General features: G+C 37.4%; 22 protein-coding genes and 1 pseudogene. 18 read left to right on the top strand and 5 right to left on the bottom strand.

Annotated elements, in window-relative coordinates; genetic code table 11:
• Positions 1-203: 203 nt before the first annotated feature.
• From AMD01_RS11120 to AMD01_RS11095, 10 genes and pseudogenes are all read left to right on the top strand, one after another.
• The gene (locus AMD01_RS11120; RefSeq protein WP_053401470.1) at positions 204-389 is read left to right on the top strand and encodes a hypothetical protein; all 186 of its coding nucleotides are present in this window, start codon (positions 204-206) and stop codon (positions 387-389) included.
• A complete protein-coding gene (locus AMD01_RS24130; RefSeq protein ID WP_157052709.1) occupies positions 382-552 on the top strand; it encodes a hypothetical protein in 171 nt (56 codons plus the stop codon). The genes AMD01_RS11120 and AMD01_RS24130 overlap by 8 nt, the downstream gene beginning before the upstream one ends.
• Positions 536-706, top strand: a complete 171-nt coding sequence (locus tag AMD01_RS24125; protein ID WP_157052708.1) for a hypothetical protein — start codon at positions 536-538, stop codon at positions 704-706. Before AMD01_RS24130 ends, AMD01_RS24125 begins: the two co-directional genes overlap by 17 nt.
• A gap of 6 nt (positions 707-712) precedes the next feature.
• Positions 713-880, top strand: a complete 168-nt coding sequence (locus tag AMD01_RS24120) for a hypothetical protein (RefSeq protein WP_157052707.1) — start codon at positions 713-715, stop codon at positions 878-880.
• A 100-nt stretch (positions 881-980) separates the two neighbouring features.
• Positions 981-2,024, top strand: a complete 1,044-nt coding sequence (locus AMD01_RS11115) for an S-layer homology domain-containing protein (RefSeq protein WP_053401469.1) — start codon at positions 981-983, stop codon at positions 2,022-2,024.
• 91 nt (positions 2,025-2,115) lie between these two features.
• Complete coding sequence (locus tag AMD01_RS24115) at positions 2,116-2,280, top strand: hypothetical protein (protein WP_157052706.1); 165 nt, start codon at positions 2,116-2,118, stop codon at positions 2,278-2,280.
• Between the two features lie 146 nt (positions 2,281-2,426).
• Positions 2,427-2,597, top strand: a pseudogene (locus AMD01_RS25080) (YneF family protein); the annotation flags it as partial.
• Between the two features lie 257 nt (positions 2,598-2,854).
• Positions 2,855-3,466, top strand: a complete 612-nt coding sequence (locus AMD01_RS11110; RefSeq protein WP_053401468.1) for a hypothetical protein — start codon at positions 2,855-2,857, stop codon at positions 3,464-3,466.
• Between the two features lie 290 nt (positions 3,467-3,756).
• A complete protein-coding gene (locus AMD01_RS11100; RefSeq protein WP_053401466.1) occupies positions 3,757-5,505 on the top strand; it encodes an ABC transporter transmembrane domain-containing protein in 1,749 nt (582 codons plus the stop codon).
• Between the two features lie 2 nt (positions 5,506-5,507).
• The gene (locus AMD01_RS11095) at positions 5,508-7,304 is read left to right on the top strand and encodes an ABC transporter ATP-binding protein (protein ID WP_053401465.1); all 1,797 of its coding nucleotides are present in this window, start codon (positions 5,508-5,510) and stop codon (positions 7,302-7,304) included.
• 52 nt (positions 7,305-7,356) lie between these two features.
• Here AMD01_RS11095 and AMD01_RS23510 read toward each other — a convergent pair whose 3' ends face one another.
• Positions 7,357-7,530, bottom strand: coding sequence for an aspartyl-phosphate phosphatase Spo0E family protein (locus AMD01_RS23510; RefSeq protein WP_083446517.1), 174 nt, complete (start codon positions 7,528-7,530; stop codon positions 7,357-7,359).
• A gap of 125 nt (positions 7,531-7,655) precedes the next feature.
• Between AMD01_RS23510 and AMD01_RS11090 the strand changes: the two genes are divergently transcribed.
• From AMD01_RS11090 to AMD01_RS11075, 4 genes are all read left to right on the top strand, one after another.
• Positions 7,656-8,363, top strand: a complete 708-nt coding sequence (locus AMD01_RS11090; RefSeq protein ID WP_053401766.1) for a cytochrome c biogenesis CcdA family protein — start codon at positions 7,656-7,658, stop codon at positions 8,361-8,363.
• A gap of 127 nt (positions 8,364-8,490) precedes the next feature.
• Positions 8,491-8,850: a response regulator gene (locus AMD01_RS11085; RefSeq protein WP_053401464.1), complete on the top strand. Its 360-nt coding sequence runs from the start codon at positions 8,491-8,493 to the stop codon at positions 8,848-8,850.
• Between the two features lie 226 nt (positions 8,851-9,076).
• Positions 9,077-9,604 carry a DUF2179 domain-containing protein gene (locus AMD01_RS11080; RefSeq protein ID WP_053401463.1) on the top strand — a complete coding sequence of 176 codons (528 nt, stop codon included), beginning with the start codon at positions 9,077-9,079 and terminating at the stop codon, positions 9,602-9,604.
• 91 nt (positions 9,605-9,695) lie between these two features.
• Positions 9,696-10,178: a CcdC family protein gene (locus tag AMD01_RS11075; RefSeq protein ID WP_083446516.1), complete on the top strand. Its 483-nt coding sequence runs from the start codon at positions 9,696-9,698 to the stop codon at positions 10,176-10,178.
• 56 nt (positions 10,179-10,234) lie between these two features.
• On the opposite strand, the gene AMD01_RS11070 is transcribed toward AMD01_RS11075, so the two are convergent.
• Positions 10,235-10,669, bottom strand: a complete 435-nt coding sequence (locus AMD01_RS11070; RefSeq protein WP_053401462.1) for a DUF2621 domain-containing protein — start codon at positions 10,667-10,669, stop codon at positions 10,235-10,237.
• Between the two features lie 150 nt (positions 10,670-10,819).
• Between AMD01_RS11070 and AMD01_RS11065 the strand changes: the two genes are divergently transcribed.
• Positions 10,820-11,185: a thiol-disulfide oxidoreductase DCC family protein gene (locus AMD01_RS11065; protein ID WP_053401461.1), complete on the top strand. Its 366-nt coding sequence runs from the start codon at positions 10,820-10,822 to the stop codon at positions 11,183-11,185.
• 47 nt (positions 11,186-11,232) lie between these two features.
• On the opposite strand, the gene AMD01_RS11060 is transcribed toward AMD01_RS11065, so the two are convergent.
• Complete coding sequence (locus AMD01_RS11060) at positions 11,233-11,511, bottom strand: YesK family protein (RefSeq protein WP_053401460.1); 279 nt, start codon at positions 11,509-11,511, stop codon at positions 11,233-11,235.
• 168 nt (positions 11,512-11,679) lie between these two features.
• On the opposite strand from AMD01_RS11060, the gene AMD01_RS11055 reads away from it, so the two are divergent.
• Complete coding sequence (locus tag AMD01_RS11055; RefSeq protein WP_053401459.1) at positions 11,680-12,006, top strand: YflT domain-containing protein; 327 nt, start codon at positions 11,680-11,682, stop codon at positions 12,004-12,006.
• Between the two features lie 169 nt (positions 12,007-12,175).
• The gene (locus AMD01_RS24485; protein WP_169775954.1) at positions 12,176-12,343 is read left to right on the top strand and encodes a hypothetical protein; all 168 of its coding nucleotides are present in this window, start codon (positions 12,176-12,178) and stop codon (positions 12,341-12,343) included.
• Between the two features lie 107 nt (positions 12,344-12,450).
• Here the strand turns inward: AMD01_RS24485 and AMD01_RS11050 are convergent, their stop codons facing one another.
• A complete protein-coding gene (locus AMD01_RS11050; protein ID WP_053401458.1) occupies positions 12,451-12,672 on the bottom strand; it encodes a hypothetical protein in 222 nt (73 codons plus the stop codon).
• A gap of 164 nt (positions 12,673-12,836) precedes the next feature.
• On the opposite strand from AMD01_RS11050, the gene AMD01_RS11045 reads away from it, so the two are divergent.
• The gene (locus AMD01_RS11045; protein ID WP_053401457.1) at positions 12,837-13,334 is read left to right on the top strand and encodes a metal-dependent hydrolase; all 498 of its coding nucleotides are present in this window, start codon (positions 12,837-12,839) and stop codon (positions 13,332-13,334) included.
• Positions 13,335-13,359: 25 nt separating this feature from the next.
• On the opposite strand, the gene AMD01_RS11040 is transcribed toward AMD01_RS11045, so the two are convergent.
• The gene (locus AMD01_RS11040; protein ID WP_083446515.1) at positions 13,360-14,388 is read right to left on the bottom strand and encodes a CapA family protein; all 1,029 of its coding nucleotides are present in this window, start codon (positions 14,386-14,388) and stop codon (positions 13,360-13,362) included.
• Positions 14,389-14,478: the final 90 nt, after the last annotated feature.

Here is a 14,478-nt window from a genome sequence, read left to right as displayed (position 1 = left end):
TTTTATTTAATAAACCGCCTCTAAATTACCTTCTATTAGGTGTTTTAGGGGCTTTTTTTGTCCCAAAAAGCCTTTTTTAATTAAATGAAATTTATATAATTGTGTGTAAAAAGTAAACAATAAAAAATATTTTGACAATTAATCGAAGACAACCTATAATGTAATCTTTGCGACACAAATACATCAAAGAGAGGACATAAGGAATGCCTAAGAAGAGTACTGAAATTAAAAACATCTACATGACATTTGTAGGAAGACCATCTGAAGAAGCAATTGAGAATTTTGTAAAACAAATATTTGAATTAGATGAGATGATTAAAGAAAAAAGGAGACAAAGAGAAAGGGAGAACTCATTAAACAGTAATAAGGGTGATAACAAAAATGCCTAGAAAACCAAAAGAATATAAGGTAAATGTATACGATGAAAAATTAGAAACACAAGAAGAAATCGATAGGCAGTATGAACAACTTAAGGACTGGTTTTATAAAGTTTTATTTACCAAAGAGTATAGAAAATCGTATAAAGGTGAAGAAAATGCCAAGAAAAACTAAGGAATATAAGGTAAATGTGTATGATGAAGAGTTGGAAACGTATGAGGAAAAACTAGAAAAATACGAGAAATTAAAAGAGTGGATTTATAAATTTTTATTTACTGGTGAGTATAGAGTTAGAGAAACCGACAAGGAAAGTAGCACAAGGAGATAACAAATAATGGGTAGAAAATCGACAGCATGGAAATTTACTTGCAGAATCGGCAAGAGCGAAAATAACTACACCAAAGAATATGCGTTAGATGTAAAACGAAAGATTTTCCAAATGTTATTAGATGACATAGATTTACGAAATGCTAGAAAGAAAAATGAAGAGAACGACAAGTAAGGGGCTTATATAAGCCTCTTTTTTTATTTGTATTACAAATTTTGTAATTTTATAGTAAGATTAATAGGTAAAAATTTCTATTTGGAGAGAAGGGGAATATTTGAAAAAGGTTATAATGATTCTAGTTTTAATGTGTATGGTGATACTGCTACCATTGCAATCGTTCGGAGCTTCCAAGTTAAAAGATGTACCTAATAATTACTGGGCTATAAAGGAAATTAATTATGTGATTAGTAAAGGAGTTATGACAAATTTCTCTGATGGAACATTTAAACCAAATGATAAATTAACAAATGCTCAAGCTTCTATCATGTTAACTAAAGCGTTAAGATTAGATACTAAAAAAGCACCTAATTTAACATTTAAAGATGTTCCTAAAAGTCATCCAGCTTATAAATACATATGTACTGTAGTTGGAGCGAATTTAATTTCAAAGAATGCAACTTTTAATCCTGACAAATACATCTCTAGACAAACTCTAGCAAAAGCAATTTCCGTAGGGTTTAAATTGAAATCTAAAAATACAATGACTTTTAAAGATGTTCCAGTTTCATATTGGTCTTACCCATACGTTAACAATGTGTACACAAATCAAATTATAGTAGATTTAAAATCAGGGAATTTTAGAATAGATGAAAACGTGACTCGAGCACAATTTGCAGTTTATATTGCAAGATCAATGAATAAAGATTTTAGACCCAAGACTCCTGTAATTAAAAAGCCCATTGTCGTAAGAAATGTGTATTGGGGAATGAGTTACAGTGATGTTAAGAAAGTGGAAAAGGCTCCTCTTATTTCAGATTTTCCATCATCTAGTGGTAACAGTATGCTAGTTTATTCTTCAAGTAAGTACAGTGTGCCAATGGATATAGTATATAGCTTCAGCAGAAATAAGTTAGATTTTGTTATGTGCAAAATGAACCCTGACAGTCAGGAATACTATAGCTTTAATGAAATGGGATACATTCATGATTATTATTCTCAAAAATTATCACGTGAGTTAGGCAAGACATCTGAATACTTCAATAATGACATAGATAGCCATACTACTATATGGAGATTAAGTAATTTCGATGTCGTTTTGACTACAGACAGTAAAGATATATATACCAAAGTTATTTTTGCATATATGCCTAAAAATTAAAAGAGGTAAGTCACAATTAACTTTTAATAACGAAGGAATATAAATGCTCTATATCTCATAATGTCAATTATTAATTATGAGGAGGAATGACATGAATTATCAAGGAAAACCAGATGTTGATAAATATATTGAACGAATTTTCGATAAATCAGATAGGAATAAATTAATGAGTAAGAATAATCGTGACGTTGATGAATTCCTAGATCAAATTTTCGATAAATCAGTTAAGAATAAAACTCAGGATGAAAACCAGTAATTTTTAAGACGTTCCTTACAATAAAGGAGCGTTTTTATTTATATTAATGCATAAGAAAAATACATTAATTGCTCGTTAAATAATTAACCATGTATTTAAAAGTATCGTAAAAAAACAGTGGATATTCAAATAGAAGAAACACGTCATTTTGTATAGACAAGAAGGAAGATATGGGGTATATTTTTCTTAATAGAAAAAATGGAATTGAGATGTCGATACTTCCTTTCTGCAAAATGATGATGATGCAAATGGGAATGAAACCTTCTCAAAAGAAAATCAATCAAATGATGAAAGCAATGAGCAATCAAATCAAATAAGCGCACTAATGCATTAAGCATTGTAACGATATAACGCCATTATCATTGTTTATAATGGCATATACATATTTGATCAAATCAAGCTTTTGTTATTCATATGATTTTCATACGAAAGAGACTACTACTTCTGTAGATAAAACAGAGAGAGTGGTCTTTTTTGTGTTTCTGTGCGTTTTCAACAAATTTTAACATTATTTGTAAAGAAGATATCGTAGAATATAAAGAGAGAGGTGAATAGTTGAGGAGGAGGAGATGTTTTGAAAAAGCTTTTATATACAGTAGTCTTGGCGTCCGTTCTTGGAGCTTGTTCCTATGAAACAGAGGGAGCAAAAACGGATAAAGTAGAGAGTAAAGTAGAGAAAGAGGAGCATACCCTATCAAAAGAAGAGAGTCGATATGTAGATCTTATTAAAAAGGGTGACTATCAGACGGTTATTGCCGAGTGTGAAAAGTTAAAGGACGAAAATCACCAAACGTTTCGTAATATCGCAGCGGCGTTTAAAACATATAACGAGTTGAAGGATGAACGTTTTAGTGACCATACGGGTGAACTAAATTACAATGCCATTCGAATATACCTGAATAGTGCCACATTCACACCAGCAGAATTAACGGGAGATATGAACGAATTACGCCGAAATGTAAATAAAAAACTTAGCTTTTATGCAACTAATGCAAAGAAAGATACGAACAAGAAAATTGAGATTGGAATGACTAAGAAAGAAGTACTCGATCGTTGGGGAAGGCCAGAGGTTATTCATAATAAGAGTGAGATCAATGGAGAGAGTGAAGCGTGGACCTACATGCAGGGCATTATCTCTTTTAAAGGCGAAACCGTAGAGTCAGTGCAAGAAATTAGAGGGATATAGGTCATGTCTAACTACGAGGAGAGATTGATCTATTCTCGATGCGATGGATCAGTGAACGAAAAAATCGTGACACAAAAAGGAATGTAAAGCATATAGACAAAAAGGAAGATATAGGGTATATTTTTCATGTTAGCAGAGGCTATACGCACGTTTGGCGTTACAAAAGCAGCGTGTACGCTAACCTACATACGGTGCAACGATTAAGGCACTCTTATACTCAGGGGGTGTCTTTTCTTGTAGCGGCAATAAACAGAATATTTTTAAAAGAAAAACAAAAGTGAGGTCACAAAATGAAAATATTCAAGAATTTATGGTGGTTTTTTAAGCAGGAGAGGCGCTCCTATTTGATGGGCATTTTGCTGTTAGGTTTTGTCGCCTTGCTTCAACTTGTCCCACCTAAAATGATCGGGTATGTCGTAGATGACATGCAGCGAGATGTACTTACAGGTAAGCGGCTTGTCGTAATGATGGCGATTCTACTCGTCGTAGCGCTGCTGTGTTATGTAACTCGTTATTTCTGGCGCATTATGATCTTTGGATCATCCATTAAACTAGCGCGTCAGCTTCGTAACAATTTGTACAGTCATTTCACAAAAATGTCGCCGTCCTTTTATCAGCGAAAGCGTATCGGGGACTTAATGGCACACGCCACAAATGATCTTCAAGCGATTCAGCAAACAGCAGGCTCAGGAGTGCTCACACTCGTTGACTCCCTTACGACAGGGGGATTTGTGCTCATCATGATGGCGACAACAATTAGCTGGAAGCTCACGTTAATTAGCTTAATTCCGATGCCGTTTATGGCGCTGTCGACGAGCTATTACGGATCACTTTTACATAAGCGATTTCATAAAGCACAGCAAGCATTCTCAAGCTTAAATGATAAAGTGCAAGAAAGCGTGAGCGGAGTGAAAGTAATCAAAACCTTCGGCGAAGAAAAAGAAGACGTTGAGGAATTCATTCAGTCGTCAAAAGACGTTGTGAAAAAGAACATGGCCGTTGCAAAAATTGATGCGCTCTTTGACCCAACCATTTCGTTAATTGTCGGCTTCTCCTTTATTTTATCGATTGTTTTTGGATCACGTATGGTCATTCATAATGAGTTAACAATTGGAGACCTAGTTGCCTTTACGACTTATTTAGGATTGCTAATTTGGCCAATGCTTGCCTTTGGGTGGCTGTTTAATATTGTGGAAAGAGGAAGCGCATCTTATGACCGAGTCGCTTCGTTACTAAGTGAAAAAGAAGATATTATTGAAGTGAAAGAAGCGCTCACAGAGCCTCCACAGGGAGATTTAGAAGTAAACATTCAGTCGTTTTCATATCCTCAATACGAGAAAAAGGTATTAGCAGATATTCAATTTTCTCTGCGAAAAGGCCAAACGCTGGGGATCGTTGGGAAAACAGGTTCAGGAAAAACAACCCTTTTAAAGCTTTTAATTCGAGAATTTGATCAATACGAAGGAAGCATTCAGTTTGGTAAGGGCGAGTTAAAAAACTATACGCTACACGCTCTGCGCTCTTCCATCGGTTATGTACCGCAAGATCACTTTTTATTCTCGGCAACGGTTGGGGAAAACATTGCGTTTGCTATGCCATATGCAACGCAGGAGGAAATTGAAGAAGCCGCTTCCATTGCGAACGTTCATAGGGATATTCAAGATTTTACGGAAGGCTACCATACGGTTGTAGGGGAGCGAGGGGTTTCACTTTCAGGTGGACAAAAGCAAAGACTCTCGATCGCACGAGCACTCCTATTAAATCCTGAATTGCTTATTTTAGACGATTCGTTATCAGCGGTAGATGCGCGAACAGAAGAAAATATTTTAGCATCGCTTCGTGAAAATCGCCAGTCAAAAACAACGATCATCACAACTCATCGACTGAGTGCCGTAGCACATGCAGACTTAATACTTGTGTTAGAAGAAGGGCGCATTGCACAGATGGGCACACATGAATGGTTAACCAAACAGAAGGGTTGGTACAAAGACATGTACGAACGTCAGCAACTAGAAAGCTTAGTGGAGTTAGGAGGGTAATAATGGACGTAAATCAGCATATGACAGGAAAAGAACAGCGAACGGTTTTAAAGCGTCTTTTGAGCTACACGGTTCCTTATAAAAAGCAGTTCATTCTAACTTTTTTTCTACTATTAATTGTAACAGTGGCGGATATATTAGGGCCCATTATTGTTAAGGTGTTTATCGACGACTATTTAACACCTCGGTACATGCCAACAAATCCCTTACTATTATTAGGAATTGCGTATTTGGGGCTGCATATCATTAAGGTCGTCATTCAATATTTTCAGCTACTTCGATTTCAGGAGCTTGCGTTAAATATTATTCAAAAGCTTCGAATTGACGTTTTTTCAAAGGTTCATAAGCTTGGATTAAAGTATTTCGATCAAACGCCTACCGGAAGCATTGTCTCCCGCATTACCAATGATACGGAATCGATTAAAGATATGTTTGTGGAAGTTATTGTTTCTTTTATTCAAAACGGTGTGATGCTAGTGGGGATTTTTATTGCGATGTTTATTTTAAATGTAAAGCTTGCTGCATTTTGCTTAGTGCTGCTCCCCGCTTTGTATGTGTTGATGAAGACTTATCGCAAGGTTAGCTCCGTTTTTTATCAACAAATGAGAGAAAAGCTCAGTCAGCTGAACGCCTCATTAAATGAATCTCTTCAAGGAATGGCGATTGTGCAAGTATTCCGTCAAGAAGATCGAATGAAAAAAGAGTTTGCTAAAATCAATGAAGAACATTACGAAGCAGGATTAAAGAACATTAAGCTTGATGGTTTGTTGCTTCGACCTGCTGTAGATGTCATTTATATTGTGTCTCTGATGATCGTTCTTAGCTACTTCGGCATCTCATCATTTGGAAATGTTGTTGAAATTGGTGTTTTATATGCATTTATTAATTACCTTGATCGATTTTTTGAACCGATCAACCAGCTAATGATGCGACTTTCATTATTTCAGCAGGCGATCGTTTCCGCTTCACGCGTGTTTGCTCTCCTTGATGACAAAACGTATGCTCCGTCTAGTAGTCATACGGAAACAAACAAGGTGACGGAGGGCGAAATTCGTTTTGAGAACGTAACATTCTCTTATGATGGAAAGCGAGATGTATTAAAAAATATTTCGTTTACCGCCAAGCCAGGCGAAACTGTCGCATTAGTAGGGCACACCGGAAGTGGAAAAAGCTCCATTATTAATCTATTAATGCATTTTTATCACCTCGAAAAAGGCAACATTCTCCTTGATGGAGTGCCCATTCGAGACTATACAAACGATGAGCTGAGAAGCAAAGTAGGGCTTGTCCTTCAAGATCCGTTTTTGTTCGCCAACGATATTAAGCACAATATTGCTCTTCATAATCAACGTATTACGATCGATCAAGTAAAGGAAGCGGCGAAGTTTGTCCAGGCCGATTCATTTATTGAACGATTTGAGGATCAATATGATGAAAAAGTCGTAGAGCGCGGAGCTACTCTTTCAAGCGGTCAGCGCCAGCTAGTGGCCTTTGCAAGAACCATTGTACGCGACCCGAAAGTGTTGGTGTTAGACGAAGCAACGGCGAATATTGATACGGAAACAGAAGAAGCCATCCAATTAGCACTTGAGCGCATGAGAAAGGGACGTACAACCATTGCGATTGCGCATCGTTTATCAACTATTCAAAATGCCGACCTTATTTTAGTTCTTCATAAAGGTGAAACTGTTGAGCGCGGAACGCATCAAGAGTTGTTGAGTTTAAAAGGGCTCTATTACAAGATGTATCTGCTGCAAAACGGATTATCGTACGAAGAAAATAATCAAGAGGGCGCATAATTTTTCATAGAAGAAGATGGAAAATTATGATAAACTAAAAAAGACAACCTCCTTATGAGAGGTTGTTTAATTTGCTTGTATAAGTTTGATCGTATAAGTTCAACAGGTGATCAAGCTCTTGACTATACTGGACAGTTAATGCAGAGGTAAGTCCCTTGATTTTTACAATATGTACTAACTCTTCGCGCTTTTTCTCAATTTGAAGTAGAATGTCTTGTTTGTGCACTGCTACGGTCCTTTCTTCACCTATCTTTTCCCTGATTATACTAGATTATGGAACTTTTTAAAAGCAAAAGGACATGAAATGATTCATTGATAATAAAATGATTATGAAGGGAAGTGCAGATGAGAATGGCAGATTTGAACTTGGTCATTGCAGTAGGCGGAGGCTTTCTATCCTTTATTTCTCCTTGTTGCTTACCGTTATATCCTGCTTTTTTATCCTATATTACGGGCATGAGCGTAAACGATCTAAAAGAAGAGAACGGCATGCTAAAAAGAAAAAGCATGCTTCATACGTTGTTCTTTCTAATTGGCTTTTCCATCATTTTCGTGGCACTCGGTTTTGGAAGCTCTTTTATCGGGAAGATATTTCAAAACTATGACGGCTTAATTCGTCAATTGGGAGCTATTTTAATCATCTTTTTTGGACTTGTCGTAGTTGGTATTTTTAAGCCATCTTTCCTGATGAAAGATCGCAGATTGTCCTTTACGCAACGTCCAAGCGGTTTTTTAGGCTCTATCTTAATTGGCATGGCTTTTGCAGCCGGTTGGATGCCTTGTACAGGCCCCATTCTTGCGTCTGTTATTGCTCTTTCTGCTATTCATCCAGGCTCAGGCATGACCTATATGATTGCCTATGCGCTAGGGTTTGCGATTCCGTTTTTTATCCTATCATTTTTCATTGGTCATTTAAAATGGATTAAACGCAACAGTTCTCTTTTTGTAAAAGGTGGAGGCTATCTTATGGTTGCAATGGGGATTGTTCTTTACTTCGACTGGATGACAAAAATTATTGCGTATTCTTCTAGCTTATTAGGCGGATTTAGAGGTTTTTAAAACAATATAGTAAAATAGCATTGAAAAAAATGTGTAAAATTGGTAAAGTGAAATTTAGTTGAAAAATGAAATAATTCCTAATACAAAATTGGTTATATGGTTTGTTTCAATGAACGGAGGATTTGGAGTGGCGAAGATATTAATAGTAGATGATGCTCGGTTTATGAGAAAAACGCTAACAGCGATCCTAGAAAATTCTCACTATGAAGTAGTAGGTGAGGCTGAAAATGGGCGTCAAGCTGTTGAAATGTATCGGGAATTACAGCCTGCTCTCGTAATGATGGATATTACGATGCCAGAAATGAGCGGGATGGAAGCGCTGCGGATCATAAAAAAAGAATTTTCAGATTCTAAGGTTATTATGTGTTCAGCAATGGGCCAACAGAAGATGGTCGTGGATGCGATTGAAGCAGGAGCAAAGGACTTTATTGTAAAACCGTTCGATGAATCACGGGTAATTGATGCAGTGAGTAGAGTGCTCGCTTAGAGCGGGTAGTTTTAAAAATAGAACAGGGAGAAAAGGAGCTATAAAGTGAATGCTCTTTTTTTTGTTTTCATTTAAAATTCACTCTTTAAACAACGAAATGGTAGTGATAAAATGAAAACATTGTGTAGGGATAAACGGTTACTTGAGTTACAACGTTCTCATCAACTGGTTTGATCTATGCTCGGTTGACCGCTTAGGCGGAAGAAAATCATAAGGGGTGTAAAGAGTGAAGGACATTTTACTAATCTTGCTACTTCAACTTATTTATGTGCCTGTCTTAACTTTACGTACCATTTTCTTAGTGAAAGGCATGAGTACTTATGCGTCACTATTTGGTGTGATTGAGTCCCTCATTTATGTCTTTGGATTGTCCATTGTGTTTTCTGGAGAACAAAGCGTCGTACAAATGGTTGTATACGCAGTAGGATTTGGACTAGGTATCGTTGTAGGAAGCTTTATTGAGCGAAAATTAGCGATCGGATTTACGACATTTATGGTAAATCTCCCTGCTAAAAATGAGAGCTTAATTGCCGATCTCCGTCAAGGAGGTTTCGGAGTAACTGTTTTCCACGGTGAAGGAAGAGATAGCATTCGCTACCAGCTAGAGATTTTAACAAAGAGAAACAGAGAAGATGAGCTGTTTCGAATTATTGAAGATCACGAACCAAGAGCATTCATCATTTCGTATGAACCGCGTAAATTTAAAGGTGGTTTCTTGCTAAAGACGTTAAAAAAAGCAAAGAAAACGTCGTAAACCATTAGAAAACGGTCGTCCATGTTTTCTTTTCTCCTTTTTTGGCTTATAATAGAAATACTGAAGATTATGTAGAAAAGGAAGGATTACCGTGATTGTTGCTTCAACTTTAGTTGCGCTTGCGATGGCAATGCTTGTGTTAATGGTGCGTGTGAAGGCATCGAAAAAGCCGACAAATGCGAAAAAAATTATTTTACCACCGTTCTTTATGAGTACAGGTGCGTTAATGTTCATTTTCCCATATTTTCGCGTAACCGGTACAGAATTCTTGGAAGCGATTCTGTTGGGTATGTTCTTTTCTATCTTTTTAATCAAAACATCAAAGTTCGAGATAAAAGATGATCAAGTATATTTGAAGCGCTCAAAGGCTTTTGTCTTTATTTTAATTGCCTTAGTCGCAATTCGCACAGCACTCAAACTATACTTTAGTCAAACGATTGAGGTAGGAGCGCTTGGTGGGATGTTTTGGATTCTAGCCTTCGGAATGATTGTACCGTGGCGTGTGGCGATGTATATCTCATACAAACGCATTTCAAAGCAAATTCCAACGCGTCCGATCGATCAAACCGTCTAAAAAGAAGCCTGATATCAGGCTTCTTTTTAATTTGCTTCAAGATACGCGATGTTTATTCACGAGCTTTTAAACAAGTGTTGATATGGGGTGACGGAAATTTTCTTTTCTTGTAACGTTTTTAATAAAAATTTGTGGTCGCGCTTTGGTGTTGCTACGATATATCCTCTCACAATTAAATCCTCAGTAATGGCGTTTGCTTGTTCTTGGAGCGCAAGCTCACCAATTTTACCCGCAATTTTTTGTTTGGCTACATCTCGAAAAAGTTCAGGAACCGGCTTGACCAAATCTTCAAGAAGCTGTTTTTGTGGCGAACTCCACAAATGCAATGTTTCGCGAATGTAATGTTCCTCCCAGTCAATAATGGATTTTCCATCCTCTTTAGGAAGCCGCTTTAAAAACTTTCGAAACATAAAGAATCCGCCGATGGCAAACATACTAATAAGGAACACAATCCAAAATAGAATAAACCATAAAAACCATCCAGTTAGCATGAGTTCACCTCAACTTTGTTCATTTATACATTTATTGTAACGAAATGGAAGTGTAATGAAAAGACTGTATTTTTAGAAAACATTATATTGTTTACGATAAGAAAAAGAGTGTAAATAAACAAAAAGGATCTAACGATGGGGAGTGATTGAATGAAACATATTATTTTTTATGATGCGCAGTGTCCGCTTTGCGCCAATGTTAAAAAAGTGTTAATCAAACTCGATTGGTTTCAGAGACTAGAATGGGTTCCTGTACAAAAGGCAGAAGATGAGGCGCAATATCATTATTTGAAAGAGCGAGATGTGTATGATCGCATCCACATGATGTCGGCTTCTGGCAGGCTTTATGCAGGCTTCTACTCGGTTCGCAGAATTTTACGTGCGCTTCCAGCTACTGCTATATTAGGATGGCTATTGTATGTTCCAAAAGTGGATCGTTTAGGCGTACCACTTTATAACTGGATTTCAGCAAATCGTCATGACTGGTTTGGAAGATATGCAGCACCTGTTTACTAAAATATTGAATAATAAAAAGGATCGTTCAATGATGAACGATCCTTTTTTTACTGACGAGAAGCAGGTTTTACCTGTGTGCGGCTAACCATGATTCCTGCAGCGCTAAAGATGATTAAAAATAGGCCAATGAAGCCATATGAAGCACCTTCAAAGCCTCGTATAAATGCGATACTAACATAAAAGAAAACAATTCCTGTTAACATGAGTACGAAGCTAGGTAATAAAAGTAGCCATGTACGTACCCGTCTTTTTCGAAGCCGTATGGACAAAACAATAACGATCAGACCAAGAAGGAGAGATGCGAGCAAAGGCGCAGCTACCATCATATTTCCAACACCTCTTTATCTCTTTTACCTATAAGGTAGCATAATTTCTAATATATGTAAAAAGAAAAAAGGAATGTCTTTTTTTATAAAAATGTTTTAAAACTAACGATAGGGGCTATATACCAAATAAGAAATTGATAGCAAGTTAAATTAGAGGAGGAACTTATAATGGTAGATGTAAAAGTCGTTGAAAATGGTGTACAAGCAAAAGAAATTGTAGAGACGTTAGTACGAAATGGTTTTACAATGGATGAAATTTACTTACTAGCACACGATAAAAACCGCTCCCAGGATTTAGCTGATGCGATCGATACAAACAACATCGGATTAAAAGAGCAAGGGGTAGGAAGTGCGATAGCAAATGTTTTCCGCTCACGTGGAGACGAACTTCGTTCGAAAATGACTTCATTAGGACTATCACAACCAGAAGCTGAGCGATATGAAGAAGAGCTAGACAGAGGAAAAGTACTTGTCATTGCGTCCAAAGTAGCCTAAGCGTTGCGGACATAAAAAAAAGAGACTCCAACTAGAGTCTCTTTTTTTGGGGGGCATACTCATAACAGGCAATCTATCATGAAAAACGCCATTTATCGCTCGTGCAAGGAGTTTTTTTCTACGTGAGGTTGTGCTACTATTAAGAAAAAAGCTTATTTGGAGGCACGACATGTTTGTATACATCACGATGCTAGGATTTTTAGGGCTGCTGATCTACGCTAGCACATTTGCTTATTCGGTTATCAAACGAGATGAGAACCGTAAGCGAAATGGAAAAGGCGCATTAATTAGTTTTATCATTATGATTGTCGGTGTAGTTGGCGCACAGTTTTCATAAATTTTTAGATGAGAAGGCATAGCGCCTTCTTTTTTAATGGATTAATCGAAAGAACGATCACCTCGCCTAATTGTTCGTAACCACAGCAAGTGCATACATCTTTACTCCTATAGCGGGAGCTCATTCCGCTCAAACGCAGCTTGAAACACTTTATACTGATAATAGAACGCTTCAAATGACATCTCATCGATCGCCTCGATTTGTTCTAGAAATGTACGGATCGTTCGACGGTTCATTGTATGATAAAGACCGGAAAGTTCTAAAGGATAAGATAAGTGAAAGGATATCCCATACTCATTAAACAATTCTTCAACTTCAGCTATTTTCATCTTAATCTACCTCTTTTCATTAAAACCTCTTTAACAGTATGGACGAAGGTTCATCAGTTTATAGTAGATCAGCTGAAAAATTCTTTGACACAGTGACAAACTTCACTTATAGTAGAGAGGAACTTTATGGGAACATATGTACTTTAAGGAAGGCAGGAGCAGGTTTGAGATATCAGACACATATTATTACATCCGTTGCGGCGGGAGCCTATTTAACGACTGTCACCGATGCTCCTTTTACGTTTACATTTGTAGGAGGAATCATAGTAGGAAGCCTTATTCCTGATATTGATGAGCCCAATTCGTATATTGGCAGACGTTCGTTTGGAATTGCAAAGCTCATTAAAAAAGCATTTGGTCATCGAGGATTAACCCATTCTCTTCTTGCTTGGATGTGCTTTAGTTTAATTTACTATTTCTACCCTAATCATTTTACATATGGTCTTTGTGCTGGCTATTTGTTTCATATAGCAGGGGACTTTTTCTCAAAACGCGGTGTGCCGTTATTTTCGCCGATTTGGAAAAAGAAGTTCAAATTTCTTATCACTTATGAAACAGGTAAGATCGGTGAAAAGTTAATCATGCTAGCAGCTATTTTCGCTATCGGATATCTTGTGTACACCAATCAGCTTTACACACAGCTTTTTGTACAAGCACCATAAAAAAAAGCCCCAGTACGGGGCTTTTTTATTTTTGCGTCACGATGCCAGAAGCACTAACGGATGCATTGTATGATAGTCGATTAAGCTTAGAGATGATGGTTTTGTTATAAGCTGCATTCATTAACGTTGGTTTTCCGTTTATAATCTTAGCGGGAATAATTTGTGGATAGGTTTTTCCGCCTGTAATCTTTAGCTTTACAATCATGGTTTCGGCCCCTTTTGGACTTTTAGAAGGGGTGAATACAAAGTTTCCTAGACTATAAAAAATAGGGACCTGTTTGTAATACTCCATTCCCATCAACGTGTGACTGTGACTGCCAATGACTGCATCTACACCTTGATCCACGAGCTGTTTTCCTAGCGCGCGCGCATAGCTTTCTGGATAATCCGTACTTTCCTTATTCCAATGAATCATGACGACCGTGTAATCAGAATTTCGTACAGCTTGTTTTACATAGCTCATTAATGTACTTGTTTGATAGGCGCTTGCAATTCCGGGCTTGGTTTTTCCAGAGAACCAGCTAGCGTCAGGAAGGACACGGCTGACCGCCAAAATCGCAATTTTCTTACCTTTTACCGTTTTATAATAAGCTTTAAACGCCTCTTGCTCATTTTTACCGCCGCCGCTGTGCCCAATACCGTAGCGATTTAAGTATGTTATCGTATCGTATAATCCTTGCAGACCATAGTCCATCGTATGATTGTTTGCGATACTCACCATATCAAAGCCGTTATTTTTCAAGCCTTGAAGCGTTGTGGGCTTGGAACGAAACGTAAATTGTTTGGCTTGTGCGCTTCCTCGTGTTGTAACGGCTGTTTCTAAGTTTCCGGCGGTTAAATCGGTGCTTTTTAAAATAGACCCCACGCTTGTGAACGGATAGTTAACACCGTATTTGGTCACTTGTTCGCCTACATTTTTATCCAATAAGATATCTCCAGTAAACGACATCGTAATGGCAGGTGCTGTAGCAGCTTCAATGCTAGGAGTAATCGTGACGAGCGGTATGAACAGAGCGACAGCTATTCCCGCTGTTTTTAAGGCATGTTTGAACATTTTTCTTCCTCCAACCAGTAAAATAACTGCTTTACTAGTAATCTAGTAAAAGCAGCCATTCATATTATAGGCGAGAGTGATGGGAAAGTT

The organism is Priestia koreensis, from assembly GCF_001274935.1.
Classification (GTDB): domain Bacteria; phylum Bacillota; class Bacilli; order Bacillales; family Bacillaceae_H; genus Bacillus_AG; species Bacillus_AG koreensis.
The sequence above is the reverse complement of the archived record's forward strand: the minus strand, read 5'-3'. Positions and strand labels throughout refer to the sequence as shown.